The 26235-nt window shown below is 49.7% G+C and carries 16 protein-coding genes; 8 read left to right on the forward strand and 8 right to left on the reverse strand.

All coding sequences use genetic code 11. The annotated features are described in order from the left end of the window. The first annotated feature begins 56 nt into the window (after window positions 1-56). Window positions 57-1919: a nucleoside-diphosphate sugar epimerase/dehydratase gene (locus tag Pan54_RS14100; protein WP_146504088.1), complete on the forward strand. Its 1863-nt coding sequence runs from the start codon at window positions 57-59 to the stop codon at window positions 1917-1919. A gap of 367 nt (window positions 1920-2286) precedes the next feature. Further along, window positions 2287-3573, forward strand: coding sequence for a PQQ-binding-like beta-propeller repeat protein (locus tag Pan54_RS14105; protein ID WP_146504089.1), 1287 nt, complete (start codon window positions 2287-2289; stop codon window positions 3571-3573). Here Pan54_RS14105 and Pan54_RS14110 read toward each other — a convergent pair. Beyond that, complete coding sequence (locus tag Pan54_RS14110) at window positions 3567-4748, reverse strand: SDR family oxidoreductase (RefSeq protein ID WP_146504090.1); 1182 nt, start codon at window positions 4746-4748, stop codon at window positions 3567-3569. The genes Pan54_RS14105 and Pan54_RS14110 overlap by 7 nt on opposite strands. Before the next feature lie 188 nt (window positions 4749-4936). Next, window positions 4937-7141: an efflux RND transporter permease subunit gene (locus Pan54_RS14115; protein ID WP_146504091.1), complete on the reverse strand. Its 2205-nt coding sequence runs from the start codon at window positions 7139-7141 to the stop codon at window positions 4937-4939. Window positions 7142-7591: 450 nt separating this feature from the next. Between Pan54_RS14115 and Pan54_RS14120 the strand changes: the two genes are divergently transcribed. From Pan54_RS14120 to Pan54_RS14135, 4 genes are all read left to right on the forward strand, one after another. Then, window positions 7592-7957 (forward strand): gamma-glutamylcyclotransferase family protein, encoded by a 366-nt coding sequence (locus tag Pan54_RS14120; protein WP_146504092.1) that lies wholly within the window; start codon window positions 7592-7594, stop codon window positions 7955-7957. A 119-nt stretch (window positions 7958-8076) separates the two neighbouring features. Further along, window positions 8077-8964, forward strand: a complete 888-nt coding sequence (locus Pan54_RS14125; RefSeq protein ID WP_146504093.1) for an alpha/beta hydrolase family protein — start codon at window positions 8077-8079, stop codon at window positions 8962-8964. Between the two features lie 136 nt (window positions 8965-9100). Further along, window positions 9101-11989 carry a DUF1553 domain-containing protein gene (locus Pan54_RS14130; protein ID WP_207310142.1) on the forward strand — a complete coding sequence of 963 codons (2889 nt, stop codon included), beginning with the start codon at window positions 9101-9103 and terminating at the stop codon, window positions 11987-11989. A 16-nt stretch (window positions 11990-12005) separates the two neighbouring features. Next, window positions 12006-13451: a DUF1501 domain-containing protein gene (locus Pan54_RS14135; RefSeq protein WP_146504094.1), complete on the forward strand. Its 1446-nt coding sequence runs from the start codon at window positions 12006-12008 to the stop codon at window positions 13449-13451. Between the two features lie 147 nt (window positions 13452-13598). Here the strand turns inward: Pan54_RS14135 and Pan54_RS14140 are convergent, their stop codons facing one another. The 6 genes from Pan54_RS14140 to Pan54_RS14165 all read right to left on the reverse strand — a co-directional run bounded on the left by Pan54_RS14140 (window position 13599) and on the right by Pan54_RS14165 (window position 23736). Then, window positions 13599-15065, reverse strand: coding sequence for a DUF1501 domain-containing protein (locus Pan54_RS14140; protein ID WP_146504095.1), 1467 nt, complete (start codon window positions 15063-15065; stop codon window positions 13599-13601). A 209-nt stretch (window positions 15066-15274) separates the two neighbouring features. Continuing rightward, the gene (locus Pan54_RS14145; protein WP_146504096.1) at window positions 15275-18526 is read right to left on the reverse strand and encodes a PSD1 and planctomycete cytochrome C domain-containing protein; all 3252 of its coding nucleotides are present in this window, start codon (window positions 18524-18526) and stop codon (window positions 15275-15277) included. A gap of 194 nt (window positions 18527-18720) precedes the next feature. After that, entirely contained in the window at window positions 18721-20565 is a 1845-nt protein-coding gene (gene lnt / locus Pan54_RS14150) for an apolipoprotein N-acyltransferase (protein ID WP_146504097.1), read from the reverse strand. 249 nt (window positions 20566-20814) lie between these two features. Then, window positions 20815-22041, reverse strand: coding sequence for a molybdopterin molybdotransferase MoeA (locus tag Pan54_RS14155; protein ID WP_146504098.1), 1227 nt, complete (start codon window positions 22039-22041; stop codon window positions 20815-20817). 216 nt (window positions 22042-22257) lie between these two features. Further along, complete coding sequence (gene purN / locus Pan54_RS14160; RefSeq protein WP_146504099.1) at window positions 22258-22902, reverse strand: phosphoribosylglycinamide formyltransferase; 645 nt, start codon at window positions 22900-22902, stop codon at window positions 22258-22260. A 69-nt stretch (window positions 22903-22971) separates the two neighbouring features. Beyond that, window positions 22972-23736, reverse strand: a complete 765-nt coding sequence (locus Pan54_RS14165) for a hypothetical protein (RefSeq protein WP_146504100.1) — start codon at window positions 23734-23736, stop codon at window positions 22972-22974. A 346-nt stretch (window positions 23737-24082) separates the two neighbouring features. Here Pan54_RS14165 and trxA point away from each other — a divergent pair, with 346 nt between their 5' ends. Beyond that, window positions 24083-24412 carry a thioredoxin gene (trxA, locus tag Pan54_RS14170; protein ID WP_146504101.1) on the forward strand — a complete coding sequence of 110 codons (330 nt, stop codon included), beginning with the start codon at window positions 24083-24085 and terminating at the stop codon, window positions 24410-24412. A gap of 247 nt (window positions 24413-24659) precedes the next feature. Continuing rightward, the gene (locus tag Pan54_RS14175; RefSeq protein ID WP_146504102.1) at window positions 24660-26168 is read left to right on the forward strand and encodes a hypothetical protein; all 1509 of its coding nucleotides are present in this window, start codon (window positions 24660-24662) and stop codon (window positions 26166-26168) included. Window positions 26169-26235: the final 67 nt, after the last annotated feature.

Genomic DNA, 26235 nt, shown 5'->3' on the forward strand with positions numbered 1-26235 from the left:
AACGATCGACGGGGGACACGCCATTTGGGACGATTCAAGATCATACGGAGCTTCTCATGCGCCACCGTCTGGCAATCATTTTGCCCATTTATACAATTCTTATTACAGCCTCGCTATTTCTAGCATTCTGTCTGCGTTTTGATTTCGCGATGGGAAGCTCGGAACTCTTAAAATTCACAGCGGCTCTCCCATACATCATCGCAGCCAAGTTGCTGATTGCCGCGATCTCCCGCGAGTGGAATCGATCCTATCGGCATGTTTCCATTACTGACGGAATCCTTATTGTCGGCACCTGTGGATTTATGACAAGCGTTTTGCTGGCATTACACTATATCAGTCCGCAGTCTCCGATGTCTTTACCTCGCTCTGTCACATTAATTGACGGATTGATCAGCCTGCTGGCCATATTGGGATTTCGGATTGCCTGTCGTATGATCTGGTCCAGTCGAAAACCAAACAGCCGAGAACAACCGACAGAAACAGCGTTAATTTTTGGCTCTGATGATTCGGCTATTGGCATCTGGAAAATGGTCATGTCAAGCAACGGTCATTTGGGTCGATTTCGGATCGTTGGATTCATCAACTCAAGTGGAGAACGACAAAGATCCCTGATTGGTGGTCAACAAGTCTACTCGCTTGAAGATTGCTGGGAATCAAAGACTGCCACACCGATCCAGCATATTCTTGTACCAACGTCGACTTCAGGACGTGTCGTACGAGATTTATTAAGTCGTTGCCAGGAAGCCGACATTCAGCTGCATAAAGTTCCAACTGTTGAAGAAATTGTTGAAGGACGATTTCGACTGGCAGTTCGCGAACTGGATATCGATGACCTGTTGCGTCGCCCACCCACATCACTCGACCTCGAAAAGATCGGCCATTCGATCACTGGAAAAACGGTTCTGGTCACTGGTGGAGCGGGAAGTATTGGCAGCGAATTATGCCGTCAGATTATCGGATTCGAACCTGCCAAGTTGATCATTTTCGATCATTCCGAATTTGGCGTTTTCAAAATGGAACGCGAATTTGTAGCACGCGATTGCGGAGAGATTGAGCTGTGTTATCTCACCGCCAGTGTGCTCGACAAGGATGCTCTAGAAGGAGCGTTCGCCCGTCACCAACCAGAAATCGTATTTCATGCGGCTGCCTATAAACATGTCCCATTGATGCAGGATAATCCTTACGCAGCGATCCGCAACAATTTCATGGGGACAAAAGCCGTTGTCGACATCGCTCACAAACATCAAGTGGAACGTTTTGTGTTAATTTCCACCGACAAAGCCGTCCGTCCAACTTCAGTGATGGGAGCCACGAAGCTGCTGGCCGAAAAATATCTGCAAGCGATGTCTAACATTTCCTCGACAATTTACATTACGGTTCGCTTTGGAAATGTTCTCAATTCTGTTGGCAGTGTTGTACCGACTTTCCGCAAACAAATCGAATGCGGTGGGCCGGTGACGGTGACGCACAAGGATATGGTCCGCTATTTCATGACGATTCCGGAAGCGGTCCAACTCGTGCTTCAAGCAGGAGCGGTTGGAGGAACCGGAAATGTTCTAATTCTCGATATGGGTGATCCCGTAAAAATTGTCGATCTGGCCAAGGACATGATCAGCCTATCCGGGCTGAGCTATCCGGATGATATCGACATCAAGTTCACCGGTTTGCGTCCCGGTGAGAAAATGTATGAAGAACTGTTCTATGAGCACGAACAGAGTGCACCAAAGATTCACGAGAAAATTATTCTCGGAGCCGGACATGCTCCTTCGACCATGCAAATCAATGCCGATCTGCAACAGCTGCAGAGCTCTTTGAACAATAATCCATCCGCTCTGTCTGATACACTTTGGGAAGTAGTGAACCGCTACGTTGCCCTGGACGATGTCCAAATCGAATCCCGTTCCCGCACTGCGGCTTAATACGATTCAAACCGAATTTATTCAGAACGAGTGTGCCACTGCTGGCTTACCAGCAGTGTTTTTTATTGACTGTTTTGATTTTCAATTTGTTTTCTCCTTCCCAGGGTGACATCTTAAAAAAGGACCTCCGGGGTGGTGGAGGCGTTCCGCTTATGCAAAGGCCCCGGAAGTTCAACGATTCGGGGGCTTCTCTTCGAGAGCACCCCCGCCACCCGGGTTTGATTATTTTCCAGTATTCAACTGGTGATCACCAGTGTTCCAATAAATTGTTGAAATTCTCCAATAGAATCTTCAGGAGCTATTCAGAGAACAACTTTTAGCCTCTAAAATCCATGAAGAACCATTGAACCAAGCAACTGGAGCGTATATGTGGGATCTCTCAATTTCAATTCTGGTCTTCAGTCTCTTATCTGCTTCTAACTCTTACGCTGCAGAGCCCAACTGGCCTCAGTTTCGAGGCCCCTCAGGGCAAGGATATGCAGTCGGTGCAGAGATTCCAGTAAAGTTTGATGAAGAAACCAACATCACCTGGAAACAGGCAATTCCGGGGCTGGGCTGGTCAACTCCTGTTGTCTGGGGTGATCAAGTCTGGTTAACGACAGCTGTCGATCTGGAGGAAACGGAACCAGCACTCTCGCTACGGGCGATTGGCCTGGAAGTCGCGACTGGAAAAGTTCTGCATGAAATCGAATTGTTTCGTATACCGAATCCCGAAAAGATTCATGACGACAACAGCTATGCATCCCCAACTCCCATCATTGACGAACAAAACATCTATTGCCATTTTGGGACCTTTGGGACGGCAGCAATTGACCACCACACGGGGAAAATTCTCTGGAAAAATGAAGAACTGGAAATCGAGCATCAAGGGGGACCGGGAAGTTCTCCTGTTGCATTTGAAAATCTGCTCATCCTGACTTGCGATGGAGCGAACGAACAATTTGTCGCTGCTCTGGACAAAACATCTGGAGAAATTCAATGGAAGACGAAACGCTCTGCCCCATTACGGGAAAACAAAATCACTCATCGTGCTTTTGCCACCCCGTTTCTTTGGAACAGAGATGAAACGAATCTCTTAATCAGCCCCGGGGCCGATCAGGTTCATGCCTATGATCCCTCCACGGGCGAAGAACGCTGGCATGTGCGGTACACAGGCTTCTCGAATGTGCCTGCCCCGGTGGCCAATGGGTCCCATGTTTTCGTCTGTACCGGTTTTTATGAAACTCAGCTTCTGGCCATTCGCGCAGAAGGACGAGGCGACATTACCGAGACGAACATCGACTGGACTTATGATCGTAGCGTGAGCACGGTCCCGTCTCCCATCCTGATTGACGATATGATTTTCACAATCAACCCGGGTGGAATCGTCGTCTGCCTGAGTTGCGAAACTGGCGATGTGCTGGGAAAACGCCGCTTTATTGGCGCGTATTCCGCATCCCCTATCTTTGCTAATGACAAACTTTACTTTTGCAGTGAAGAAGGCAAAATTAGTGTGATTAACGCAGACCCGCAAATGGAACTCGTCCAGGTAAATCGTCTCGATGGACGCATAAAAGCCTCACCAGCAGTCGCTGGCAAGGCTCTTTATTTACGCACAGATACGCATCTGTACGTATTGAGAATCAATAACATCAAGCCGCCAATCACTTACTGAGCATTCACTACAGCACGATCCGCTTTCTGCATGACTGGCTTTTCACGAAAGGTGAAATTCATCTTGATGGCCTGATCGGCCAGGAACTTGAGCATCTTGTAATCCATGTGCGGGCAAAGCAGATGAGGAGCCGCTTTCTGCGTATTGGTACTGTCGAATGTTGGATCGTTTCGCCAGTAGGAATTGTAGACTCGTATATGCTCGTAGAAGAATTCTTCCAGCTCCGTGTGCTCTTCAAAATGCGTATCTGCCCCAGTAAGGGTCGAACCGTAAAACCGACACGAAGCACAGAGAGCCGCATTGATTGTGCGTGTTTCGACAGCATTCCGTGGTGTCAGGTGATAGGTATCGCCATGAAGTTTGTCATGCGAAAGAATATGAGCCATCACTGCCGAAACCCAGTCGACAGGGACAAGGTTTTTACTTTCGGTGCCATCAAGGTTAATTCTCGTTGGATAGACATCAGAAAATCCTGTCTCGCCCACAAGATCCTGATTCCTCAAAATTGTATGAATCAACTGAACGGCTGCATAAAATCCATGGAAGGTATTCGTAAAACCATTCTTGGAGTCTCCCACAATAATGCCGGGACGATAGACGGTCAGCGAGTCGATAAAATCGGAACCTCGGACCATTTTTTCAGCCATCACCTTACTCTCTTCATAAGGATTGCCGAATTCCTGACCGACATCGAGCTCGGATGGCAGAACCGTTCCATTCCGCAGTCCACAAACATAAGCTGTGGAAACATGATGGAACTCGCGAATGCCGGCTTCCTGGCAAAACTGCAGCACATTTTTAGTTCCGCCAACATTCGAGCGATAAGGCTCGGCTTCGGGACCGGTGCTGACAAAAGAAAGAGAAGCGGCATTGTGAATCATGCCTGTGCAATTTTCGATTGCCCAGCGAATATCATTGGGTTCCATGCCCAGAGAATCTTCACAAAGTTCTCCAGCCAGAACCACTGGACGCATCAATGGGCGATTCAGTTGATCTTCCCACGATTCCATGATCGATTCTATGCGGGACTCCGCAGACAATCGACGCGAAGGACGCACAACAACAGCCAACGGAACGTTAGCGATCGCCAGATCCTTCATCAGGTAACGACCTAACAGCCCGGTCGCCCCAGTCATTAATAAATAATTTGTCTCGGATTTCGCAGTATTAATCATTATTGTCGTTCCATGGTCCATAAATACCCCAGACTAACAGATTTGCCTCAACAGGATGAAATGTCAATAATATGTTGAAAGAAAACCAGTTATAAGAGCATATCGGCCATGAAGCTGGCAGAATAAGCAGACTTTTCCGATTGGAGTTGCAGTCGTTACTATCGTGAGTACCGTATGGCCACTCCGTATTATTTCATTCCTGCTGCGGAATAGTTTTGGAATGATTGAAGCTGATGTGGCCCACGGAGCTCTAACCGGACAGCTTGATCCTCCTCTTCAGACATGGAGCGTTTCCGTGAACGCAAGGCCAGCATCGCTGGTAACAGGACCAGATCGCCAATCAATGCGGCGATTAAAAGAGCAGTCATCAACATGCCGAAGCGTGCGGTCGGAGCAAATTGGCTCAAACTCAATGCCAGCATTCCAACCGCTGCAATAATCGCTGCTTCGGCAATCGCCGGGCCCGTATGATCCAATGACAGAGCCGAAGCTACAGCCGAGTCCCCTTCCTTCCTCAATTCGGATTCATATCGAAGCAGAAAATGGAACGTCCCATCGACAGCAATACCCAATGCAATGCTGCCCGACATCATCATGCCGATATCAATCGGAACTTCAAACCAGGCCAGTAATCCAAACACAATCAGCAAAGGTGTCAAATTCGGAATCATCGCGAACAGACCAATGGTGATCGAGCGTAACGCGATCATCATTACGATTGTGATAATCACAAATGCAGTCCCAAAACTCGACCAGAAGCCATCGAAAATCTGATCCTGTGCCTGCTTCACCAGTGGAGACAGACCTGTAATTTCGACTTGATAACCAGCCAGGCTCTTCTGGATTTCAGCAACCAGTTGCGTTTGATGTTCTCGAGCTTCCGGCTCGATGCGTGCTGAAATTCGCCAGAAACGCTGCCCACATGCCAGATAATCGCTCTCATCTGCTCGTGAGTTAGCTGACTTTAACAGCAAGCCGATATCACGAGTCGATTCTGGCATCTGATCGATCGTCGGAAAAAAACTGGCCGGTGATGAAGTACTCCGCACCCAGGGATGGACTGAAACCAACCGCTCCACCGCCCGAACTTCATCCATCCGATCCAGAAACGCTCCTTCATTCCCATCGAAATCCACAATGATTTCAATCGAATCCAGAGTGGTCAGATTTTCCTGAATCTCCTGAAAATCAGTCAATACTTTATTGGAGGATGGTAGAAAATCGAGTGGTTCGAGCCGACTTCTCAATTCTGGAACGGCTATTCCTGTCACCGCCACCAGGACCAGTGGAATCACAACTCCGGCATGACGGAAGCGGATCACTTTCGCAAAAATACTTCGCTGAACTTTCAGCAAAGAGGTTTCCCCAAATCCAGGAAATCCGAGTGCGGAAACGACAGCTGGCATCATCACCAGTGAAGTGACCATCGAGACCACACATCCAAGCGAAGCTGCGTATCCGAATTGTCGAACCGGCATAATGTCACTCATGCACAATGACGCCAGACCAATCGTGGTCGTCAATGTCGCAAACAGGCAAGGTTTCCAGGCGGCACTCAAACCGCGAGCAACCGCAAAAGTTCGATTGCGAAACGTGTCAAAATAATGCAGAAAGTGAATCGAAATCGCCAGCGTGAAAACCATCACCATCACAGGTAATGCTCCCAGAATGAAATTCATCTCACCCGAGAGAAACTTCACGCCAGCAGTTGTTGCCTGAATCGCCCACACTGTCAGCAAAATCATTGATGCACTGGTCCGCCAGTCTCGCAGCATTGCCAGCAGCAACAGAAATCCCAGGAATAACGTGAGCAGGAAGAACTTGCGATTATTCTTCGGACCACCGAGCCGATTCAATTCGGAAACGATGACTGGACCACCGGCAAAGGCGAACTGCTCGGTGGTGATCTGACAATACTCGAGTTGATCCCGAATTGCCTGAACAACAAGCCCTCGATCAGCAGTCCCTTCTTCGGAAAGCAGCACAAGTATCGCTCGATAATTTCCATCGACCGATTCCGTCATACCAATCAGACGCTCCTGAATTGCTTCTTCTGGAACCTGCAATTCACGCATCACATCCCGAAAGCGTTTCGAATCCCACGCCTGACGAACCCCCTTCAGAGTTTCAAGCCGTTCTGCCAATGCAGAAACCAGTTGAGGATTGTTGGCATCATTTTTGAAGCCAAGAACGAGCATCTCTTCACTGCCGAAGTCCTGCCGAAATCGATCATAGCGGAGTTTCAATTCCGACTGAGCAGGCAACCAGGTTTCGACATCGTTGTTCGTTGGAATCTGAGCCGCTTCGTAAGCCAGCAATGGCAACGAAATGAACATCAGCACCAGTAAATGCCGACTGTAATTTCGATAGAAGTTGTCGATATATTCGAGCACAGGAACCTGTTTCCGGGAATGTTCTGCTGGGGATTTCGGCGACGTTCAGTGAGTTGCTCGCCATAAATTCCAGCGGAATTATTATCATGATGCATTTCTGAAGACCCGGCCAGAAATGCCAGAAAGATTGAATGTAGGGATTAACCCTTATTGGCTATCGAAAGAATCCACACTGAGGATTGAGTCCAATCACATTCGTTGCGATCATTCGACTGCGAATCATTATCAGAGAGATTAAAAGCGCCAAATTAATCTCTTTCAATAGAATTGATCCCAACTGCCTAATCGTTAAAGTCAATTAACCGGCAGGACAGGCTTCCAGTCTGTCCTGCATATTCCTTCCCAGTCATTGATACACATTACAAGCATAAAACTGGGTGGCACTCTCAGAACAAAGTGATGGGCGAGGTAGTTTCCACCTCATGCTTGCGTCCCGAAAACTAAGGTCAGATGATGACTTCAGAATCCCCCCTCCTGTTCGTCTACGGCACATTAAAACGGGGCTACTGCCGCGACCATTATCTCCAGAAAGCAAAATTCATTGGAGAAGCCAAAACAGAAGCCAGCTATCTTCTTTACGACTGCGGTGAATACCCGGGACTGGTACATGACCCCAACGGTCATAATATTGAAGGCGAACTCTACGAAATCTCTGAAAATGCCTGGCTAACTCTGGATGAAGTGGAAGGTGTCTCTTTCAATTTGTATCAGAGAGCCACAGTTGAATTACTTGCTCCATATCACGAAATGAATGTGCAAAGTTATCTTTACCTTCGCTCCACTAATGGACTGAAGAAATGCGGACAACGGTGGTGAAGCAAAATTTCTTTAGCCGGAGTTTCGACGAAACACTGGCAGTACAAGTCCGCTTCTGGTTATGCTGACAATACCTCACGCATCAACACATCCATACCAACCAACCTTAGGAGCACACAATGATCCGCCGCTTTGTCATGCTGATGTTTGTCCTGTCTTACGGAGTAGCCGTTCACGCTGAAGATTTAAAACCTCAGATGAATGTGAAGTATGGACCTCACGAGCGAAATGTGATGGACTTCTACCCGGCCAAGTCCGACAAACCGACACCCGTCGTCCTTTACATTCATGGCGGAGGCTGGAGAGGTGGCGATAAGAAAACCAATCCGAAGCCGTTCCTGGATCGCGGGATCACCGTCATTGCAATCAACTACCGATACGTGCAGAACGGAGTTGCAGAAAACGTAGTTCCACCCGTCAAAGCACCATTAGGTGATGCGGCTCGTGCATTGCAGTTCATTCGCTCCAAGGCGGACGAGTGGAATCTGGACAAGAAAAAAATCGGAGCGACCGGAGGTTCTGCCGGTGCTTGCACTTCATTGTGGCTTGCATTCCACGATGACATGGCCGATCCAAACAGCGACGATCCGATCAGTCACGAATCCACCCGGCTCTATTGTGCAGCCGTCAACGGCGCACAGGTTTCTCTCGATCCCAAAGAATTACGCGAATGGATGCCCAACTACCGATACGGCGCTCACGCCTTCGGACTTCCAAACTTTCAGGCTCTGATTGATAACCGTCAGGACGTTCTTCCCTGGATTCATGAGTACTCGCCAATTGAGCTCGTTTCCAAAGATGATCCTCCAATCGCCCTGTTCTATCGCGGAGAAGTTCCCGTCGTCGGCTCTTCTCCCAAAGACCCGACTCATTCCGGAGTCATGGGGGTCAAGCTTGCTGAAAAACTCGAATCAACTGGAGTGGAAGTATTGCTGGTGACACCCGGTGTTGAGAATCCAGAGTTCAAAAACTCGACAGAATACCTGATCGATCGACTGACACGATAATCAATTTGATTCATAACCTTATGCCACTGGTCATATCTGGTGGCAAAAGGTTTTCTATTGAGATCAACTCGGGATCTCCGCAACTGAACAACGCCTCGAAACAAGCGAATCTCTCATTGTCAACGGAGCATAATACATGCAAGCACAGAAATATCCTGTGAATATGCTTGTGAGAATTCTCCTTCTCTTAGTGGTCTCGCAATTTCTGAATTCAGAAATTAGCGCAGAAGAACCGACTTCCGAGCAGCTTGATTTTTTTGAAAAGAAAATACGTCCTGTCCTCGTCACTCATTGTTATGAGTGCCATGCCGCGGATTCCAAAAACCTGCAGGGCGGATTACTTCTCGACTCCCGCGATGGTCTCCTGACCGGTGGAGATTCCGGCCCCGCTGTTGTGCCCAATGATATTGATGAAAGTCTGCTCATCTCCGCACTGAAGTTCGACAGTTTCGAGATGCCTCCCAAAGGCAAACTGCCTGAGCACGTCATCGCCGATTTTGAACACTGGGTGCGTGACGGAGCGGCTGATCCCCGCGAAGCAATAACGACCACAGGAAAGCCACGTGAAATTGATATTGAGGCGGGTCGCAGCCATTGGGCCTATCAACCCGTTTCGAATCCTGCGATTCCTGAAGTGTACGATCAATCCTGGCCAGCCAATGAAATCGATCACTTTATTCTCGCCCGATTGGAAGCAGCTAGTCATAAACCGACGAAAGATGCCGACAAAGAAGTTTTAATTCGTCGTCTCTATTTCAGCCTCATTGGATTACCACCGACTCCCGTAGAAATCGAAGCTTTTGTCAATAATCCTTCTCCGCAAGCCTATGAGCAAGTGGTGGATGAATTATTGAACTCCCCTCATTTCGGCGAACGCTGGGGACGCCACTGGCTGGATGTTGTTCGTTATGCAGAGTCCGTCACGTTGCGCGGTTTTGTCATGCCCGAAGCGTGGAGATATCGAGACTATGTGATTGACACTTTTAATGATGACCGCCCTTATGATCAATTTGTCATCGAGCAACTCGCGGGCGATTTAATTGACAGTACATCTCTGGAACAGCGTCAACGAAATCTGATTGCCACAACATTTCTAACAATGGGCAACAGCAATCTGGAAGATCAGGATAAGCAAAAACTGGAAATGGATTTCGTTGACGAGCAACTGGATGTGATTAGCCGAGGATTCCTGGCTCAAACCATTACCTGTGCCCGCTGTCACGATCACAAATTCGATCCGATCCCCACCCGCGACTATTACGCCATGGCGGGCATTCTAAAAAATGTCAAAGCTCTCAATCATGCCAATATCTCCAAATGGATCGAGGTTCCTCTCCCTGTATCCAATGAAGTTCGACAAAAGTTGGATGCTCATAATGCCTCTGTAACCGCATTGGAAACATCGATTGCTAAGCTAAAATCACAGCTACCGGCCAATCAGAATACAACTCCCAAATATCAGATTGTCGCAGTTGCTGACTTGCCTGGCATTGTCGTTGATGATTCCGAGGCTCGTAAAGTCGGCACCTGGAAAGATTCCCAGTCGTTCAAGAACTATGTCGGAGATGGTTATTGCCATGATGAAGCCAATGGTAAGGGCGACAAGACGATCACATTTCTCCCTAAGTTGCCCAAGGATGGCCGCTATGAAGTTCGGTTTGCCTACAGTCATTCGGTAAATCGAGCCGTCGATGTTCCGATTACAGTTTTCAGTGCCGATGGTGAAAAAAGAATACTCCTGAATCAGAAACAGCCACCCAAAATTGATGGACGCTTTGTCTCATTGGGAACCTATCGATTCGAAGTCGCTGGACAGAGTTTTGTGTTGGTCGAAAACAAAGGAACGACTGGGCACGTGATTGCCGATGCGGTTCAATTTCTTCCTGTCGATGAATCTGAGCTGGCTGACCAGAAATCATCCAATCAGTCGAGTACCAAAGAGGAAGAGACGCAGCTGGCTGAATTACAGAAGTTTGAATCGATTGAGCAAGAGATCCAATCACTGGAAGTGAAACTCAAGAAGCTGGAGAAATCGGCTCCCGTCATTCCGAAAACGATGACTGTTCTTGAAGAGGACAAAGGCGAAGACCTGCCGATTCATATTCGTGGCAACGTGCACAACCTTGGCGAAATTGCTCCCCGGGGCGTGCTTCAGGTGGCCAACTATGGTGCTGCTCCGATGATGCCTAGCGATGAAAGTGGGCGACTGGAACTGGCAAAATGGATGGCAGATCCCGAGCATCCTTTAACCTCTCAAGTGATGACCAACCGCGTATGGCATTGGCTGTTCGGAGTTGGACTTGTCCGGACGGTCGATAATTTCGGAACGACGGGAGAGAGTCCCTCTCATCCGGAACTGCTCGATTATCTCTCGACCCGATTTGTCGAAGAGGGATGGTCCGTTAAGAAGTTGATTCGTTCGATTGTGATGTCGCGAACCTATCGCCTTTCCTCAGTTGGGACGACTCCAGCCACAGATCCAGAGAATCGATTGTTATCGCATTGTCATCGAAATCGATTGGATGCCGAGTCACTCCGTGATGCGATGCTCTCAATTTCCGGGCAACTCGATTTGACACCCGGTGGTCGAACATTCCCGGAGAATCTCTCCAGTGACTACGGTTTTCAATTCAAGGAACCTCTCAGAAGTGTCTATGCCCCTGTGTTCCGTAACAGTCTGCCAGAAATTTTTGAGGCGTTTGATTTCGCAAATCCGAGTATGGTCTCTGGGCGGCGCAATGTCAGTACCGTCGCTCCGCAGGCATTGTTCCTGATGAACCATCCCTTTGTTCGCAAGCAGGCAAGTAAAACCGCAACACAGCTATTATCAGAATCGTTCGATGATGCAGACTCTCGAATTGATCATGCCTACATGCTGACGATTGCGAGACATCCCACGAACACCGAACGCAAAATCAGCCGTGATTTTATCGAATCGACAACACAACTGAGTTCAAGCCAGGAAGCCTGGACTCAGTTTGTGCAGTCGTTATTTTCCAGCCTCGAATTTCGATATCTCAAATAGCCTGAGGAGTTATTCCATGGACCATGTTTATCAAACTCCAATGACACGCCGAGATGTACTCCAGAAAACCGCATGTGGATTCGGAGGACTGGCTCTGGCTGGCCTCTGTGCAGAAAATACCGCGACTGCCGGCAAGAAAAGTTCATCACTTCAATCGATTAAAGAGCCACATCATCCCCCCCGGGCTAAACGGATTATCTTTTTGTTCATGCAGGGTGGTCCCAGTCAGGTTGATACGTTCGATTACAAACCGGCATTGGAAGCCAATCATGGCAAGTCTTTTACTTTCAATGACGCACGCACGATTGCCAAGACCGGAAAGCGGGGAACGTCTCAACATGTCATGAAATCGCCTTGGGAATTTCGACAGTATGGGGAATCGGGCCGAGCCGCTTCTGATTTATTCCCGGAAACAGCCAGCCACATGGATGATCTGACCTTTGTCCATTCCATGCACACGGATGGTGTCGCTCATGGACCAGCGACATTATTCCTGCATTGCGGCTCAACAAATTTTGTGAGACCTTCCTTTGGCTCTTGGGTCAATTACGGCCTCGGCTCCGAAAATGAGAATCTTCCCGGATTTGTCTCCCTGAGTCCTTCCACAGGAAACGGCGGTCCACGGAATTATGGAAACGCATTTCTCCCAGCGATTTATCAGGGGACTGCAATTGGCAATGCCAGTAAAGCGATTAAAGAGGCCACGCTCCGGAATTTATCCAATGCCAATTTGAGTCCCACTCAACAACGCAGACAACTCGAATTCCTTCAAAATCTGAATCAGGAGCAATTAGGCTCTCATTCTCAAAATTCCGAACTCGAAGCGGTCATCAATTCCTTTGAACTCGCCTGGCGAATGCAGAACAATGTACCCGATGTGCTGGACCTGAATCAGGAAACCAAAGAAACACTCGACATGTATGGCATCGGCGATAAGGAAACCGATGATTACGGTCGGCAATGCCTGATGGCGCGTCGACTTTGTGAGTCTGGTGTCCGCTTTATCCAGGTCAACTACGGCGACAACTCGGCTAACCCCGCTTGGGACCAGCATTCTAATCTGCCCAGACATGAACAACATGCTCGCGCTGTCGATAAGCCAATTGGAGCCCTGCTGCAGGACCTCAAACAACGGGGGTTACTCGAAGATACCATTGTCTGGTGGAGCGGGGAGTTTGGACGAACTCCTTACTCACAAAGCAATGGAACCGGTAGGGACCACAACCCCGGAGGTTTCACAACCTGGCTGGCTGGCGATTGTCTGAAGTCCGGACTTTCCTATGGTTCCACCGATGAGCTCGGTTCCACAGCTGTGGAAAACAAAGTTCACATGCACGACCTGCACGCGACATTATTGCACTTACTTGGATTGGATCACGAGAAACTGACCTATCGCTACGCTGGCCGAAATTTCCGACTGACCGACGTACATGGTCATGTTGTTGAGCCAATCATCAGTTGATTCAGAACCGCTGACAAAACATAATTTTGTCAAAATATTCTGGGTGGCGGGGGCGATCCGCGTTAGTGGAAGCCCCCGGAAGTTCGATTATTCGGGGGCTTCTCTTCGAGAGCGCCCCCGCCACCCGGGTCTTCATTACGGGAAGTTCTAAGCAAGTACTTCCTTAATCAAATGTCCTTCAACATTGGTCAGCCTGCGTTCGATGCCGTTGTGTTCGAAGGTCAGGCGTTCGTGGTCAAGTCCGAGCAGATGCAGAATCGTGGCGTTGAAATCGTAAAGCGGATGAATATCTTGCACGGCTTTCTGACCGAACTCGTCCGTCACCCCATGACTCACCCCGGGCTTAACGCCCGCGCCTGCCAGCCAGCAAGTGAAGCCATCGGGATTATGATCACGCCCCTTGGCCCCCTTCTGGAAGAACGGCATCCGGCCAAATTCCGTACACCAGACGACCAGGGTATCTTCTAACAATCCTCTCTCTTTCATGTCTTTGATCATTGCCGCAGTTGGCTGATCCAAAATGGAGGCATGTTTGTCATATTGTTCCTTGAGTTTGCTGTGACCATCCCAATTCAATTCCCCGCCACTGGCATAGGCTCCGTTAAACAACTGAACGAAACGGACACCACTTTCAATCATACGGCGAGCAAGAATGCAATTGCGGGCAAACGCGGCGCGGATCGGATTCGATTCATCATCCGCTCCATAACTTTTGAGGATGTGGGCAGGTTCGGAATCCAAATCGGTAATCTCAGGCACGCTCAACTGCATGCGAGCCGCCAGTTCGTAACTGGCAATTCGAGCAGCGAGTTTGCTGTCACCGGGATGCTTATCCAGATGACGCTCATTCATTCGCTGTAGGAGCTGCCTGGCTTCACGATCAGCCTCTGAAGAAATCTTTGGAGGTTTCAGATGACGGATCGGCTCTTTGGAACTTAAAGGAGTTCCCTGAAACGCAGCTGGTAGAAATCCTGGGCCCCAGTTGTTTGAACCATTTTGAGGGACGCCGCGTGGATCAGGAATGGCGACATAAGCGGGCAAATTTTGATTCTCGCTTCCCAGTGCATAACTGACCCACGAACCGAGACTCGGAAAACCATCCAGTGGCGTTCCTGTCGAAAGAAAATTTTCTGCGGGGCCGTGCGTATTACTTTTACTGGTGAGGGAATGCACAAAGGCGATGTCATCGGTCAACTCGGCCAGATGAGGAATCATCTCACTGACCCACTTCCCGGTTTCTCCCCGTTGACGAAACTCATACTGCGGCCGAGCCAGATCTCCTGCTGGGCCCTGAAACGTGACAGCCGGACCACCTTTGAGGGGTTGCCCGTCATACTTGATGAGCTCCGGTTTGTAGTCCCAGGTCTCCAGTTGACTGACGGCTCCCGCACAGAAAATCACAATGACATTTTTTGCCTTAGCCGGATAATGACTGGCCCGCGGTGCAAAGGGGTGAGCAGGATTAATCGCAGGCTGTTCTGCGAGCAGGCGATCGTTTGCCAGTAAATCCAGAAGAGCGATTGAGCCGAGAGCCGTCGCCGATTCGTTGAGAAAACCACGGCGATTCAAGAGCTGTCGGCCGTTGATTGAAATCTGCGGATTTGAATTGAACATGGTTCGTCTCTATGCTGGAAAACTGTAGGTCAGGCACTGCCTGACGAATTGTGCGTACCACCTTGAAAGTCGTCAGGCAGTGCCTGACCTACACATCTGGGTGACGAAGTCCATAAGAGGTTTTTCAGTAGATATCATGTTTAATAGCAAAATCTCTTACGGCAGCGCCGCCCCGAAAGAATCTTTTGGGGCCGCCCAGTATGTAAATATTATGGAATAAACAAAAACTCGTTGCTGTTAAACAGAACTCGACACAGTGTTGCTAAACCGTACTCACGGACGATCGGCTCAATATCCTTCAATTCTTCATCGCTGGGGTTGCGATTCAGTGCAACCAGATAGACCTGTTGAACCTGTTGATTCGTATCGTCTCCCACTTCCGACTGAACACGCTTCGCAAACTCTTCTGCCTGATCGATAACAAAGCGGCTGTTGAATAGATTGAGTGCCTGAATTGGTGTTGTCGATTCGATACGTCGAGCCTGACTTTGTCCGCCATCCGGACAATCAAAGGCTCCGAAAACCGCGTCTCTTTCGCGACGCACTTTGTGTGCGTAAATCATTCGACGCAGTCCATCTTGTTCAAACGTTTCGATTGGTGTATAGCCGGAAAGTCCGCCCCGTTGTTTGAACAGGTTATATCCCCGCCCGCCCATTTTCAGATTCAACTGCCCACTGACGGCGAGAATACAATCGCGAATCGACTCAGCTGACATCCGTCGCGCTGGCCACCGCCATAGCAGGCGCGATTCCGAATCAATCTTGGCAGCTTCTGCATTAAACTGAGTTGATTGGCGATACGTCGACGAGAGGACTATTTTCCGATGCATCTGTTTGACAGACCAGTCTGAGCGTATCAACTCCTGTGCCAGCCAGTCCAGCAATTCCGGATGCGTCGGCTTAGTGCCATTACGACCAAAGTCGTTCGGGGTATCGACAAATCCAGTCCCAAAATGCCATTGCCAGATGCGGTTTGCCATCACCCGGGCCGTCAGTGGATTCTCGGGGTCTGCAATCCATTCGGCAAGCTGTATTCGACGCTCCTGCTCGGGAGTTGTCGCGGGAAGCGTGAACTCGTCCAGTGAACTCAAAACAGCTGGAGTTACTTTCTCTGCTGGTTGCTCGGGATCGCCACGACGGAGCAGATGGATCTCATCCGGCTTGCGGAACTTGCCCGCAAATGCCAGCTGACCATTCTCGGCAGACTTGATTTTCGCATTCAGACTTTTTTGTTCGTTCAATAATCGGTTGGCCGCTTTGGCTTCTTCATTGCTCAAACCGACCGTTGAAAAACCTGATTTCTGCTCGTCCTTCGCACTCCATGATTTCCGATCCGAAGAGTCTGCAATCAGTTGCCACGTCTCTTCGTTGGCATTGATTTCGATTTGATACTCAATCGGCAACCGATCCTTCAGTTTTCCTTCTCGATCCCGCCCCCAGACAACGCGATCAATCTCCTGTTCTTGAGTGAATTCCAGTTCGACCCAACTCTGGTCGGTCTGATTAGACAACCAGCTTCGTGAATTGCCATATTTCCCATCGTTTAGAAACTGAGACTCATGTCGATTACTGACGATGGTTTCGCCCGAAGTTTTCACGGTTGTTCCCTGACTGGCCAGGGCGATGTTCTGGCCATTTGTATTGTAGACTTCGAGTTCATCAATACAGGGTTCAAGGCTATTGGTCGCGAGGACAGTGAATCGGAGTCGTTTTGCACGGACTGGTACAAAACGATCCGTATTCATAGTCGTGACAACGGGCGAACGCTGTGGTGGAACATATTTCAATTGTGTGTAATCGTCTTCAAAAATTGCAGCTTCGAGGGTATAGGAGGTCGGAAGTCGGTCGTTGAATTGTCCGTTGCGGTCGCGGCTCCAAATGATTTTTGAAATCCGTGTCGCAGTCGGCAGTTCAAAGATCACCCAACCGGTTCCTGGAGTGTCGGACATCCAACTGCTCGAGTTTCCATACACATCATTATTAATATGTTCGAGTTTATGACTGGCTGAAATCCGGCTGCCTGAAGCTGTCACCTTTGTGCCGTGTGAAGCCAGGGCGATATTTTGGGGAGACTCTTCATCGGTCCAGATTTCAAATTCGTCGATGCAGGGCTCGATCAATCCGAGTTTCGGATGCAGATTGCAATCGTGAATGGTGAACCGAACGAACTTTGCCTCGATGGGAGAAAAGGATTCGACGTTCAACTCGGCACTGGTCGTGCCTGAGTTATTACTAGCGTCCTGCCGCGGATGTGCCAGTGGTACGAAGGCGAGTAATTGTTGATCAATCTCTTCTACTCGTTTCCGATGCAACTTCGCTTGAAGTTGTAACGCTTCGGTTTCGGGAGTCTGCATCGGACGATCCCCATACTCAACTCCAGCGACAAAGGCCTGCATCGAGTAATAATCTTTGGCTGAAATCGGATCGAATTTGTGATCGTGACAACGGGCGCAGCCGATGCTCAGACCGAGGAACGTCTGGCCGATATTGTTTACAATCTCGTCTAATGCATCCTGTCGAGCCAGTCGGATCGAGGGAGCATCTTTCCCGATTTGTCCCGGCAATAAGACAGAAGCGGTGACCAGAAAACCGGTCGCTGCATCAGTTCCCATCGCATCGCCGACCAGCTGTTCTTTAATGAACTGATCGTAAGGCGTGTCTTTATTGAACGCTTCGATCACATAATCGCGATAAGGCCAGGCGTTCGGTCTTTCGGTGTTCACTTCAAATCCGTGCGTATCGGCATAACGAACGACATCCAGCCAATGCTGCGCAAAATGCTCGCCGTAGCGCGGAGATGCCAGCAAGCGATTGACGACTTTCTCATAAGCCGCCTCGCCATGCTCGGCATCTTCAATAAACTCGTTCAACTCCTGTGGAGTCGGCAGAAGTCCTGTCAGATCCAATGTCACGCGCCGCAACCAGGTGGTCGCATCCGCAGTAGTCACAGGGTTCAGGTTTTCCTGTTCCAGCCTCGCAAGAATAAAACGATCGATCTCATTGCGAGCCCATTCCGAATTCTCCACCGTAGGAACATCTGGTGAAGTCAGCGGTTTGAAAGACCAGTGATCCATCCGGTCTTCCAGCTTGGCAAGATCGACGCCGTCTGGCCAGTTGGCACCTTCATCGACCCAGCGTGTGAGCGTTTCAATCTCTGCTGCACTGAGTCCGTTTCCTTCCGGTGGCATCCGGTAAGATTCGTCATCGCTGGAAACCAGTTCAATGATTGGGCTTTCCTCAGACTTCCCCGCGATCAGACTCGGCCCCCAACCATCGCCCCCTTTGAACGCTTCGGATTTGATATCGAGACGGAGTCCACTTTTCTGCGTTTCGGCTCCATGACAGGAATAGCAATGCTTCTGCAGAATGGGCCGCACATCGTGTACATAATCAACATCGGCTGCTTTGGCGTGGAGAGATGACACGACCAGTAAAACTGCTGTTGCGAGAAGTTTAACCATCGATTTCCTGCCGGGGATTTGTGGATTTCATCACTTTGACAAAGACACTCACAATGGAAGTGTGAGATCAACACATCAAGTGATTTAACTTATGAATCAGTCATTCGCATGTACGAATCAACGAAAACTGATCATAACCGCTCGTCAGGAACTTGAACACTAAAATGTGAAAAATCGCCCCGATGAAACTGGGATTAAGCGTTGCTGTTAGCCGTCTCGCGCTTCGGAAACCAGCGTGACAAAATCAACGCTCCACAAGCGAACAGGCAAAAAGCCGCAAACCAGTCCCCGAGCATTAGATACAGACTACTGCGATTATCGAGGGGCACCGTTTGCACGAGTACTGCTTCCAGTTTCTTGCGATACGTTCCCGTATCAGGATCGATAAAAGAAATTTCGCGGGGCTGCCAGTTGACTTGATCTTTGGTCATGAAGACTTCGGGTTCGAGAACTTGACCATTGCCATCAATGCAGGATGAGATTCCCATATTGGCGGCTCGGACAAGTGGCTTTCTCAATTCGATGGCTCGGAACTGAGCCGTGATGAGATGCTGATCGTGTTCGCTTGATCCTGCAAACCAGCCATCGTTCGAGAGGTTAATCAGCACATCGACGGGCTTTTCCGATTGCGATTCAATCGCGTGTGTAATTTTTCGCGTGACATGTGGGACGGTATCTTCAAAACAGATGACCGGAGCAAAACGCCACGATTCATAATCAAACGGAACCGCTTGCTTGCCGGCAGTCAGGCCGAAGTTCTGTGGGAAGAATCCTGAGAGCAATGGATAGTCGGAACCGGGAATGTATTCTCCAAAGGGAACACGGTGAAGTTTGTCGTAGCGTTGATCGATGCCCGTTTCGGGAGTCACAAACTGAGCGGCATTGTATTGTGCCAGTCCATCAGTCGAAGCGACGTAGGCACCCAGACCAATCACGAGAGCCGCCCCGGCTTTCTCACTCATTGTGGCCAAGGTACTATTCACATCGCTGTTTCTCCAACTGCCGGGAGAAATATGCGGAGCAATCTGGCTTAAGTCGGCTGCCGAGAGATTTTCATCGGCTTCGAGAAGAGCATAACGAAACATGCCTTCAGGCCAGACAATCAGATCCGGCTGATGTTCAACTGCCATGCCCGTCAATTCATTATGAACCAGAAACGATTCTTCATACTCATTGGGCGGAACAACCAGAGAGGCCCGGAAATTTCCCTGAATCAATGCGACTCGGGGTCCAGGCTGGAAGTCGGCAACTGAACAACGGTAATAGCCGTAGCCGAGGGTTGATCCGAGTACGGCAGTGGCGATGATAAGCGAACGCATGGCTCGTGGTTCGATTTGTTCTGCACCTGGCTTGAGAATCCCGATGCGACGCATCCAGCTGGCTGGAATTTGCAAAGCGACAGCCGAAGCAAACAGGACCATCACAAAGCTGACGCCGTAGGCACCGACAAGATCGCTGATTTGAATCAGTTCGAGCCATAGCACTTGCGAATGTCCCAGATAATACCAGCCGAAGCCAGTGAAGAGAAAACCGCGTAAGTATTCGAGTCCTGTCCAGACAACGGGAGCCGCGACCAATAAAGGTAATTTCCAGCGATGAACGGCGATTCGAGTAATTCCGATAAATGCCGGGACATACGCGGCGATATAAAACGCGAGCGCCATCCAGCCGATATACATGAGCGGATCGCCATAACGCATCCACTGCAGAGCTGGAATTGTAAAACATAATCCGCCGACATAAGAGGCGAACAGCATGCGGCGAGTCGGTTGTTCGATGCGTATCAACAGTAACCAGGGCAGGATGGCAACCCACGCCAGTGGACTCCAACTCAAAGGAGGATAACTCGCCCAGAGCATCAGTCCCGCACAGGCTGACCAGATCGCCGCATAACGAAATTTGACAGGCTCGTTTTCTGCCTTTTCAATAATCTGCTGAACACTCAATTCCACGCGACCGCGTTTCCTTTTCTCCGTTGGGACTGATTGAGACTGTCGCGTCTGCGTTTCTGGAGCCGTCATCGTGTTTGCATCATCCATGAGAGTCTCGATTTTCTGTTGTCGACAATCATTCTTTTACAAGCACGAAGCGCAATCGAGTGAGTTAAAGGACACTCGAAATGACACACTCGCTTGCGCTTCGTGCTTGTATTTATGTTTTCAATTACGTTTGCAGGGTGGCACGTCCCAGAACAAGTGATGGGCGTGGCGATTGCAACAACCACGCCCTTCGCTTCATTCAGGGTCGTGCCACCCACCCAACACGGGTCAAAGCCCCGTGGTACTTTGTCAAATTATTTCAATCCACTTCCACACATCAACGATTTCATTTTCCTGATACTCTGCATCACGCGGAGTAAACAGAATCATGCCATTCGCTTCCGATGCTCCTCGCAAATCAGCCGAGCCGACCCAGCGGACCGGGGTCGCCGTTAATTCGTGATCGTTGTGGGTAATTCTGGCGGGATAATAAACCGGACGGTCTCCTTTGACTAGATGAGCTTGCCTCAGACGGGCTTTCCGACTTTCTGCAGGTAGCCCCGGAAGATTTTCGATCCGATTCAAGGCAAATTTGACGAATAATTCACAGCAAACCATGGAACTGACCGGGTTTCCGGGCAAACCAAACACATAGCAGGGACGAGAATTCTCTGCATCAGCTGGTCGGACTCCAAACCAGATTGGCTTCCCGGGTTTCATATGCACTTTATGAAAGACCTGCTGAACCCCGAGTTCGGCCAGCACACTCGGTACCAAATCGAGCACTCCCGCAGAAACTCCGCCGGAAAGTAAGAGGAAATCGGACTGCAGGCCGGTTTTCATGTGGGATCGCAAATCGTCCCGATCATCCCGGGCTATTCCCAGCGGGACTGCTTTTACGCCTGCGTTTTCCACCTGAGCGACCAGCATCGTTTCGTTGGAATTGCGGATTTGTCCAGGTCCCGGCGTCTGATCGATCGGTACGAGTTCATTGCCTGTTGCCAGAACGGCGACACTTGGCTGTGGGATAATCGAGACTTTGCTGCGTCCCAACTCTGCCAGTAAAGCAATTTTCGGAAACGCGAGCCGCTCTCCGCAGGCGACGACGACTTCGCCCATCTGCATACTTTCGCCACGGGACATTACGTTTCGACCTGGGGAAATCGAGTCAATGGTGAAGGAAATTTCGTCTTCCTCAGGCGTGAGGACATCTTCAATTCGGATGACCGCGTCAGTCCCGGCTGGCAACTGAGCCCCCGTCATCACCTGAATGGCGGTTCCTGGTTCGAGAGAACATTGAGGAACTTCACCAGCCGTAATTCGTTCGATGACTTTCAGTCGGACATCATCCTGAATATCCAGCGTGCGGATCGCGAAACCATCCATCAACGCTTTGTTAAATGGAGGCGAATCGCTATCGGAAATCACATCGCAGGCAGAGACTCGCCCTGCTGCCTGAGAAAGAGGGACTTCACAGACGGATGCGGGGAGGATGGTTTGTTCAATGAGTTGGAAAGCTTCGGAAACACTGAGCATGGAAATTTGTCTATAAATTGTAGGTCAGGCTATTGCCTGACATGATTAACATTTGACGTTGAATTTCGTCAGGCACAGCCTGACCTACAGCAATTACACTGGCGAGCCGAGCCAGTTATGGCTCGGGTGGGTTTGGGTCATTAACGGCGAATTATAAAAAAGATCGCACAGGAATCGTGACAACACCCGAGTCATGACTGACTCGGGTCGCCTTTATTATCTCACCGCAACCCGCTTCCCTTCCATACTTAATCGCCCCTGTGAAAACAGGCGGATCGCTTCCGGGTATGCCTCGCATTCCTGCACAAAAACTTTCGCTGCAATGTCGGCTGGCTGATCCTGATGGTCAATTGCGACGGTTCGCTGCAGGATGATCGGGCCGTGGTCGTACTGATTATCTGCAAAATGGACGGTGCAGCCCGAGACTTTCACACCTCGCTCATAAGCCGCTTCGTGCACGCGCGCGCCATGAAACCCCTGTCCACAAAATGCGGGGATCAATGATGGATGAATATTCATCACTCGCCACATAAAGTCGTCCGGGATTTCCAACAGGCTCAGAAAGCCGCCGAGAATGACAAGTTCAACATTCTGCCGACGGCAGGCTTCAAAGACCGACTGACTGAATTCAGCAACGGAATTAAACTCTTTTCGCGGGCGAATTTCCAACGGCAAACCGTGCCGTTTTGCTTTTTCGATGCCGCCACAATCGGGACGCGAAGCGATGACCAGTGAGACCTCTGCTTTCAGTTCTCCCGATTGAATCCTCGTCATGAAATTATCAAGTGTCGTCCCACCGCCGGAGATTAGAACGGCAAGTCGAACAGGATGTGCAATGGGCTCGGAGGGAGGGTAAGTCATCTGCGAATAAAAATCTGATTCAAGTAAATATTGAAGTAAGGAATAAATAATCCTGGGAAAGCAAAATCGTTAAAACTTCGGCGGCTCTTCTTCCAGCAAACTTTGAGCGATGCGTTCCTGTTCGCGTTTCACTAGCCAGCGTTGCTGCAACACCAAGGCGATAAAGAGGCTTAGTCCGAGCAATAGTCCAAAGATGAAAATGATCTGCAGGAGTGAATAGTCGGACGAATTTTTAGCCTGCGGAGGTGTCCATTGAATGTGATTAGCCATCAAAACAGGAGCAAAACGGCCCGTATCGCGAGCTTCGTAAGTATACATGCGATAAATATAGCCTGTGACGGTCACATGATCGATCGCCTGCTCACCAATGGGCATGCCCTCTGGAAAGCTCGTGGAAAGCACGACGGTTGGATTCGATTGAGAGTCGTCCGTGTACAACCAGGCTTCGCAAAGTTGATCGACACCATGTTCATTTTTGCCAGGCTCACTGATGACAGTCCGCTGTAGATGCCCGGACATGGTGACCGGCCGCCCCTGATAGGCTTTTGGATTGAGGTACATATCGACATAAACCGGGAATTGTTCAAAAGGGAGATGACTATACTTGGATTGCTCCCAGCGTTGTTTCAAAAAATCAGTCGCTGCATCCTTAACTTCTTTCGAATTCGCAGAACTGGCGTAACCGAGTACGAGGTAATAGGTTTCATTCTCTTCCGGAAGGAAACCCGTGCGTTTGATTTTCAGAGGAATCTCCGTCAGCCAGGGACTGAGATTCTCAACAGAAACCGCCTGTGTTTCCGAGATCCCAAATGGCGATTCCTGTGCCCATGTCATCTCTACATGAAAAACTACTGCACATATAACCACAAGGGGTAGCAACATTGCATGTGAGAAGAGGAATGAACATTGCCAACCAACCGTCTGGGTGAAACTGGAATGGCTATTAAAGATTGTCATTTTGTTCTTACACTGCATAGTCTGCGAAGTCTGGCAAAAGGTCAAATGAGTAAAACTGGGGGATTCCCGAAAATGTTGACACCACAATCGACGCTTCTATAATAACGCTGTCGAAGGGTGAATTACTGAATCGTTGTCGATTCAATTTACTTTTTATCAAAATACAGTTCAGGAACGCGGGTCCAAGACCGGCACAAGCTGACGAAAATCAAGGATTACGAAAATGGCCGGTGGTAATGTGATTGAGTTTACCGATGACAATTTCTCAACGGAAGTATTGCAGGGAGATCAGGCAGTTCTCGTCGATTTCTGGGCTCCCTGGTGCGGCCCCTGCAAAATGCTGACCCCAACCATCGAAGAGCTCGCCAACGATTACGAAGGCAAAGCACGCGTCGGCAAACTGAATACCGATGATAACCCGAATACCGCTTCAGAACACGGCATCAGCGCGATTCCAACTCTGATGGTCTTCAAAGGTGGCGAACTGGTCGAACGTTTGACGGGAGTCGTTCCGAAAGAACAGCTTGCAGCAACTCTCGATAAACACCTATAATCACGGAAGTTGCAATGAGAACATCAGTTGCGTCATTGTCGTTATCAGTGACGCAGCTGTTTTTCACTTGTTCTCAGGGAGGATCCCTGCAGCAGATGAAAATACAAGCACGAAGCGCAAGCGAGTGTGTCCTTGACGCAGAATGCACACACTCGCTTGCGCTTCGTGCTTGTAACGATTTATTGCAATTATTGCACAGTTCGCACTGCGGACACGAAATGACAGTCTCGTAGGGAAAGGAGTCCCCGTGAGCGATGCATCCTCAGCGGAGGAATCTCAGAAGCCAGTTGCCCCTCGTTTTCCACAGAAAACCGAGGCTCAGTCGATTGGTCACAGACCGCGAGTGGATTTGAAGGAATCGTCCACTGTTCGCCCGCAATTTCCTGCCACAAAACCGGTTGAACCTGCCCCAGATGCCCTGCTTTCCGAAGCGGGCCGCGTGTTCGATCAGTTGAGAATTCGGCTGACTGAGCTCGATCATCGGGAACAGAAGGTCGACGCAAAAGCTCGAGAGCTCGACGAACGTCAGGAGAAATTCACCCGATCGGTCCAGCAAACTCAGCTCGATCTCGATCAGCGTGAAGAAATGGTGACCGAGCGGGAATCAACCGTCGAACGCCGTCAGCAACGCCTCGAAGACGAAGCCCGTCAAATTGAAATTGATCAGGAAGAGTTGATCGCTGCTCAAAAAACCTGGCAAATCGAAAAAGCTCAGCAGGAAGAACGACTCCGCGAAACGGAAGACGAAGTCGAACATTTACGCACCACCCGTCTGGAAGAAATTGCACGTGTTCAGCAGGAAACGGACGAAATGCTCGCCGACAAACGGCAGCAGTTTGAAGAGTTCTGTCAGACACAACTCGAAGACCTCTCTCATCAACAGGCACAGGCGACTCGCCGATTAAAACTCCAGGAAGATCATCTGGAACGCTTGCGCACTCAAGTAGAACAGCAGAAGCGGATCGCCAGGGAGGATTCTCAAAAATCGCTGGCAGCTTTGCAAAAATTCGCCGAGCAAAATCGGATGGTTAAGAAGCAGACCGCTCAAGCACGGCAGATTCTGGAAGTTCGTGTACAGGCTCTCGACCGGGAAGAAAGTGTCGTTCGAGCACAGTTGGAACAGGAGCGCGAAGCCACAAATCGTCAACGTGCCGACCTCGAACGAGATCAGAATGAATGGCATATTCAACGCCAGCAGCTCAATCATCGGCATCAGGAACAGCAAGACCAGTTGCATCGTCAGCAGGCGTTTTTATTGCATCAGCAGGAACGAATTCAACTTGTTCGTACGGAAATCGAAGACAAACATCGCGAGACCTTGCTACTTCGGATGCAAATCGAAGCCTTCCGTTCGGAATTGGCCGTCGCTTCTGGGAAAGACGTCGATGAAAGCCGGATGCAGGAATTGCATGAGCGACTTTCAAGTGACTTTCAAGAGAGTCGTATGCAAGTGGAAACGATCGCGAGTACACTGCGCGACGATTTCAACAAGTTACACGAGTATCTTGAGGAGATCAAAAAACACGAGACGGCTACCCGCCGTTGGATGACCGATGGTTTGATCAAATGGGAACACCAAAAGCAGATTGCCGAGCAGGAACGCAGCCGCCTGATTGCCGCCCGCAAAGATTGGGAAGCCGAACAGCAATCCCGCACAAACGACCGCCGAGAAGCCGAGCAGGTGATTCGCAATTTGCTGGATCAGCTTGAAGAAGCGAATGATTCCCAACCAGCGTTGAGAGAACGAGCAGCGTAGTCCAATGTTTTCGAATTGTGTGCCACTGGTTCTGCCAGTGCCACACTTCACGAATCTGAGAGCTTCG

Source organism: Rubinisphaera italica (genome assembly GCF_007859715.1).
Lineage (GTDB): Bacteria > Planctomycetota > Planctomycetia > Planctomycetales > Planctomycetaceae > Rubinisphaera > Rubinisphaera italica.

What these genes read in the sequence shown, in the direction of transcription:
- Pan54_RS14100 (WP_146504088.1), top strand. Translation starts at nt 57, where the DNA reads ATGCGCCACCGTCTGGCAATCATTTTGCCCATTTATACAATTCTTATT.
- Pan54_RS14105 (WP_146504089.1), top strand. Translation starts at nt 2,287, where the DNA reads ATGTGGGATCTCTCAATTTCAATTCTGGTCTTCAGTCTCTTATCTGCT.
- Pan54_RS14110 (WP_146504090.1), bottom strand. Translation starts at nt 4,748, where the DNA reads ATGATTAATACTGCGAAATCCGAGACAAATTATTTATTAATGACTGGG.
- Pan54_RS14120 (WP_146504092.1), top strand. Translation starts at nt 7,592, where the DNA reads ATGATGACTTCAGAATCCCCCCTCCTGTTCGTCTACGGCACATTAAAA.
- Pan54_RS14125 (WP_146504093.1), top strand. Translation starts at nt 8,077, where the DNA reads ATGATCCGCCGCTTTGTCATGCTGATGTTTGTCCTGTCTTACGGAGTA.
- Pan54_RS14130 (WP_207310142.1), top strand. Translation starts at nt 9,101, where the DNA reads ATGCAAGCACAGAAATATCCTGTGAATATGCTTGTGAGAATTCTCCTT.
- Pan54_RS14135 (WP_146504094.1), top strand. Translation starts at nt 12,006, where the DNA reads ATGGACCATGTTTATCAAACTCCAATGACACGCCGAGATGTACTCCAG.
- Pan54_RS14140 (WP_146504095.1), bottom strand. Translation starts at nt 15,065, where the DNA reads ATGTTCAATTCAAATCCGCAGATTTCAATCAACGGCCGACAGCTCTTG.
- Pan54_RS14145 (WP_146504096.1), bottom strand. Translation starts at nt 18,526, where the DNA reads ATGGTTAAACTTCTCGCAACAGCAGTTTTACTGGTCGTGTCATCTCTC.
- lnt (WP_146504097.1), bottom strand. Translation starts at nt 20,565, where the DNA reads ATGGATGATGCAAACACGATGACGGCTCCAGAAACGCAGACGCGACAG.
- Pan54_RS14155 (WP_146504098.1), bottom strand. Translation starts at nt 22,041, where the DNA reads ATGCTCAGTGTTTCCGAAGCTTTCCAACTCATTGAACAAACCATCCTC.
- purN (WP_146504099.1), bottom strand. Translation starts at nt 22,902, where the DNA reads ATGACTTACCCTCCCTCCGAGCCCATTGCACATCCTGTTCGACTTGCC.
- Pan54_RS14165 (WP_146504100.1), bottom strand. Translation starts at nt 23,736, where the DNA reads ATGACATGGGCACAGGAATCGCCATTTGGGATCTCGGAAACACAGGCG.
- trxA (WP_146504101.1), top strand. Translation starts at nt 24,083, where the DNA reads ATGGCCGGTGGTAATGTGATTGAGTTTACCGATGACAATTTCTCAACG.